We start from the raw sequence: 3,724 nt of genomic DNA, 5'->3' as shown, positions 1-3,724 counted from the left end.
GAGATGATCCGCGACACGCGGGCGCTGCTGATCGAGGGCGGCTACCAGGAGGGCAACCACGGCGAGGCCGGCCACTTCGTCATCGAAAAGGCCTTCGTGGAGAAGTGACCCGAACGGGCTGACGACGACGGGCGGTTGACCGCGCCGGCCGGGCGCCGATTTTGCAAGGCGTCGCCTATGACGACTTTGCCGATCTCTTCCGACTGCCGCAGCTCATGGGCTCGCCCGACGCCCGACGGCCTTGGCCGCCAGGCTCTGCGCCGTTCTGCGGCATGTCCGGCATGATCGGCGCCGTCTTCATGGCCGTTGGCGCGGCCATGCTGCTTGTCGGCGACTGGTCGCGGCGGCGCGACGCCGGCTGGCTCAGCCGGAGCGAGCTGCTCGAAGCCGGCTACGCTGTCGCCGCCGGCCTGTTCGCGACCAGCGGCCTGTTCCTGATGCTGCCGCCTCCAGCCTGAGGCCCGCCCCGACAGGTCCGGCGGACGCCATAGCACAACAAAAAGCCGCGCCTGACGTGTCATGGCGCGGCGTTCTGCTTTGCTCAGTCGATCGGGCGTCGACGGGCTACTTGATCTTCGAGAGCGAGGTGTCGAAGGAGAGCGAGACCAGGAAGCGGTCTCCGCAGGAGCTGCGCTGCCCGATGGTGAGTGCGCATTCCGTGCGGGAGAGGTTTGCGCCGGTGTAGCGCAGATCAAGCGTAGCGGCCTTGTAGGTCACGCCGCCGCCGACGTTCCAGAAGGTGTAATCGGGGGCGAAGCCCTCCTTGACCCAGTTCCTGCCGAGCTCGCCGGAGACGTAGAGGCCGAGGTCAGGGTTGGGCAGCAGGCCCGGGAAGGCGACCTTGCCGAACAGCGAGGCGTGGCCGGCGTCCACGTTGTAGCCGATATAGCTGCTGGTCCAGTAGACGTTCGCGCCAATGGTGATGTTGTCGGTGACGGCGTATTTGGCGATGCCGTAGATCTTCCAGAAGTCGAGGTCGTGGCCGCCCTTCTGGCCGACATAGTTGATGTCGAGATAGCCGACATCGAGGGTCAGGCGGTCGAAGGTGTGACGGACGCCGGCGTACCAGTCGGCCTCGACCGACGGATCATTGCCGCCGAAGTCGACATTGGAGGCCCATGCGCCGGCGTAGACCCAGTCGAACAGCGAGAGCTCGGCATAGCCCTGGACGGCCATATGGCCGCGCGTCTGGCTGACGGAGCGCAGGATGTATTCGTTGGCGCCCTTCACGCCGAAGGCGACGTCCCAGATCGTCGGCTCGGCCACCGCCACGGGCTCGACGGTCGGAAGGTCCGCCGCAGAGGCGGAGCCAGACATCGCGAAGCCGGTCGCGCCGACCCCGAAGGCGACGCAGGTCGCACGCAGAAGGTTTTTCATTTCGCTAGTCCCCGAAGACGATGAGATGACCAAGTAAGCCTTCGGGCGTTTCTGCAAACAACTGGATTCTCAATATATTTCGCAGTGCAGCAATAAGTATTGCAGAATTATCACAGAAGGTTGTGCGCTAAAAAGTAAGCAATGCCGCACAAAAAGTAGTCCCCACGCCCGCGCCGCGTCAGCCGGTCCTAGCGTGTGAGGATGTCTAGCGGTTTTTCGCTGATGAAAAATTAAACCGCTAGACGCCAGTGATCGATCATCCAGGAGCGCGCTGCGGGGGAGCTCTTCGCCGCGGGGGCGGCGCTCGGCAACTTGAGCTTGCGGCGCGAGCGTCGGCCGCAGCCCGGCGCAGGGGCGAAGGAGCCCCGCGGCGCGCTGGGGGAGCGCTCGCTGGCGGCGGCCGGGGAGGGCGCGCCGGTGATCTTCAAGGACACCGTCCGCATGGTCCACGGACCGCGGCCGGCGAGGCGACGAGGCCGGTCGTGAGCGACGAACTGCTCCGGCGCGTCCGCGCCCATCTCCACCCGCCCGGCTGTCGCGCAGCGCCGACGCTGTGCTCGACAGCGCCGGCTGCCCCTTCCTTATCGGCCAGCGGGAGTCCGGCCGCTGCCGTAAGGCGTCCCTCAGGAGGCGCGTGGCGCGGCGGCCTCATAGGCGGCCGCTACGCGCAGCAGATCGAGGTCGCCGCGCGGCCGGCCGATCAGCTGCACGCCCATTGGCCGCCCGTCGGGCGCAAAGCCCGCGGGCACGTTGACGACCGGAAAGCCCGTCATCGATCCCGGCGCGGCGACCTCGAACCAGCGGTGGTAGCTGTCCATCGCCAGGCCCGCGATCTCCTTCGGCCAGTCTTCTTCGACCGGAAACGGAAACACCTGCGCGCTCGGCAGCGCGAGGGCGTCGAACCGCGACAGAAGATCGAGCGCGATCTCGCGCCAGCGCGACCGGACGAGCGCCGCCGTCGCGACGTCGTCGGCGGAGAGCTTCGCGGCCTCCGTGATCTCCCACTGCAGCTCGGGCTTGAGCGCGGCGTAGCGCGACGGGTCCGAACGGTATTCGCCATGGCTCACCAGCGCCGCGAGGCCGCGCAGGGCCACGAAGGACCGCCACAGCGCGGCGAAGTCGAAGCCGGGCAGGGCGGGCTCGATGCGCCAGCCGGCTTGCTCCATCGCGCCGAGCGCCGCTTCGCAGAGCGCCAGCACCCCGGGCTCCATCGGCAGGCGCCCGCCGAGATCCCCGAGCCACGCCACGCGCGGCCGCAACGCCTCGGCGCCCTCGAGCCGGTCCTCATAGCAAAAGCCTTCATCGGCGCTCGCGATCGGCGAGCGCGGGTCGTAGCCCGCCATGACGCTCAGCATCAGCGCGAGGTCGGCGACGCTGCGGGCCATCGGCCCGTCGGTCGAGAACTGCCCGAAGAACGCGTCCTTCGCCGGCACGTTCGGCACCCGGCCAAGCGAGGGCCGGAAGCCAAAAATGTTGTTGAACGCCGCGGGGTTGCGCAGCGAGCCGCCGAAGTCGGAGCCGTCCGCGACCGGCAGCATGCTAAGCGCGACCGCGACCGCCGCGCCGCCGCTCGAGCCGCCGGCGCTGAGCGCCGGCAGGAAGGCGTTGCGGGTGCGGCCGAACAGCGTGTTGTAGGTGTGCGAGCCGAGGCCGAATTCGGGCGTGTTGGTCTTGCCGATGACGATCGCGCCGGCGGCGCGGATGCGCGCGACGGTGAGGCTGTCCTCCTCGGGTATGAAGTCCGCGAACAGGGGGGAGCCGAAGGTGGTGCGCAGGCCGGCGGTCGGCTGCAGGTCCTTGAAGGCCATCGGCAGGCCCGCGAGCGGCCCGACGGCGTCGCCCCGCGCCCGCGCTTGGTCTAAGGCGCGGGCATCCGCCAGGATGTCCTGGCGGTCGCGCAGCGTCACGATGGCGTTGAATGTGAGGTTCTGCGCCGTGATCTGGTCCAGAAAGGCGCCCGCAACCTCAACGGCCGAGATCCGCCGATCGGCGAGCATGCGCGCCAAGGCCGACGCGCCCTGTCTGCAGATCTCCGACATCGCCACGTCCGGGGAGACCAAGGCGCCGCTGGCGGCGAAGGCGGGGCGGGGGAGGGTCATCGGGCGCGCCTCGTGATGGACGCTTCAGCCATGCCCTGTTCGTTGGCGGCTGTCATCCGGGGCGTCTTGAACGACGAAAGCCCGCCAGCTTTTTGTGCTGTGCGGGCTTTTTGTTTGGTTGCGGGGACAGGATTTGAACCTGTGACCTTCAGGTTATGAGCCTGACGAGCTACCGGGCTGCTCCACCCCGCGCCATGTCCGGGCTGATGGCTTGCGGACGTTTGGGCGCTGGTCTGATCATCGTGAGG

Annotated in this window: 3 protein-coding genes, 1 tRNA gene and 1 pseudogene; 2 read left to right on the top strand and 3 right to left on the bottom strand. The window is 68.3% G+C overall.

Translation table 11 applies throughout. From position 1 onward, the window contains the following. Both VM780_RS08255 and VM780_RS08250 read left to right on the top strand, forming a co-directional pair. Positions 1-108 (top strand): annotated as a pseudogene (locus VM780_RS08255) (ferredoxin--NADP reductase); the annotation flags it as partial. A 53-nt stretch (positions 109-161) separates the two neighbouring features. Then, a complete protein-coding gene (locus VM780_RS08250) occupies positions 162-458 on the top strand; it encodes a hypothetical protein (RefSeq protein WP_325446792.1) in 297 nt (98 codons plus the stop codon). Between the two features lie 106 nt (positions 459-564). On the opposite strand, the gene VM780_RS08245 is transcribed toward VM780_RS08250, so the two are convergent. The 3 genes from VM780_RS08245 to VM780_RS08235 form a co-directional block, all read right to left on the bottom strand. Next, positions 565-1,377: a TorF family putative porin gene (locus VM780_RS08245; RefSeq protein WP_325446791.1), complete on the bottom strand. Its 813-nt coding sequence runs from the start codon at positions 1,375-1,377 to the stop codon at positions 565-567. 623 nt (positions 1,378-2,000) lie between these two features. Continuing rightward, positions 2,001-3,476, bottom strand: coding sequence for an amidase (locus tag VM780_RS08240; RefSeq protein ID WP_325446790.1), 1,476 nt, complete (start codon positions 3,474-3,476; stop codon positions 2,001-2,003). A gap of 115 nt (positions 3,477-3,591) precedes the next feature. Continuing rightward, positions 3,592-3,668, bottom strand: a tRNA-Met gene (locus VM780_RS08235). Positions 3,669-3,724 lie beyond the last annotated feature (56 nt).

It is taken from the genome of Hansschlegelia sp. (assembly GCF_035538955.1).
In the GTDB taxonomy this organism is placed as follows: Bacteria; Pseudomonadota; Alphaproteobacteria; order Rhizobiales; family Methylopilaceae; genus Methylopila.
Note: the sequence above shows the minus strand (reverse complement) of the source record. Positions and strands in the feature narration are given on the sequence as shown.